Source organism: Streptomyces apricus, from assembly GCF_008369065.1.
Classification (GTDB): domain Bacteria; phylum Actinomycetota; class Actinomycetes; order Streptomycetales; family Streptomycetaceae; genus Streptomyces; species Streptomyces apricus.
The window spans coordinates 206,125-207,251 of sequence record NZ_VDFC01000058.1; the positions used below are offsets into that span (position 1 = coordinate 206,125).

A 1,127-nucleotide genomic window follows, 5' to 3' on the forward strand; every position below is an offset into this window, starting at 1 on the left:
GATGCACACCTTCCTCGGCGTGCCGATCAGCGTCCGCGACACGGTCTTCGGCAACCTCTACCTCACCGACAAGCGCGGCGGCGGGGAGTTCGACCCCGAGGACGAGGCGGTGCTCGCCKCGCTGGCCGTGGCGGCCGGCGTGGCCATCGAGAACGCCCGCCTCTACGAACAGGTCAGACTGCGCGAGCGCTGGCTGCAGGCGGGCGCGGAGATCACCAGCGAACTGCTCTCGAACGTCCCCGAGGAGCAGGTCCTGGAAGTCATGCTGGAACGCGCCCGCGAGATCACCGCCGCCGACCTGGGCGTCGTCGACCTGGTCCTGGAGGGCACCGGGGACCTGCGCGGGGTGCTGGCCAGCGGGCAGCAGGCGGACTCCCACCTGGGCCTGGTGCTGCCGCGCCAGGGCACGTTCGCGGGCGCCGCGCTCACCGCGGGCACCCTCGTCACCACGACGGACGTCCGCAAGGACACGCGGATCACCTACGGGCCCGACCGCTGGGACGGACTGGGCCCCGCCGTGGCCGTGCCGCTCGGCACGAACGCCGGGCTGCGCGGGGTCCTGATGCTGGCCCGCGGCGCGGGCCGCCCGCCCTTCAGCGAGATGGAGGCCACCTCGCTGCTCGGCTTCGTCGGCCAGGCCGCGCTCGCCATGGAACTGGCCGACCGGCGCCGGGACGCCGAGCAGATGAGCCTCCTGGAGGACCGCGACCGCATCGCCCGCGACCTGCACGACCTCGCGATCCAGCGGCTGTTCGCGACGGGCATGACCCTGCAGAGCGCACAGCGCTTCGTCCAGCACCCGCAGGCCGCCGAACGGCTGGGCCGGGCCGTCGACGACCTCGACACCACCATCAAGATCATCCGTTCGACCATCTTCGGCCTGCGCGCCCACGAGACCGTGACCGCGGGGCTGCGCGTCCGGGTCGTGCGCGCCCTGGAGGAGGCGGTGCCGGTCCTGGGCTTCACCCCGTCCCTGCGCATGGAGGGACTCCTCGACGTCGACGTGCCCGGTGACGTCGCGGAGGACACCGTGGCCGTCGTGGGCGAGGCCCTCACCAATGTCGCCCGGCACGCGCGGGCCGGCGCGGTGGACGTCTCGGTCGTGGTCCACGACGGCCACGGTGTCC

At 73.5% G+C, this 1,127-nt stretch carries 1 protein-coding gene; it reads left to right on the forward strand.

What is annotated here, in order from left to right; genetic code table 11:
* Nucleotides 1–1,127 (forward strand): GAF domain-containing sensor histidine kinase (locus FGF04_RS32550; RefSeq protein WP_149514958.1); only part of this gene is annotated, 1,127 nt, incomplete at both ends.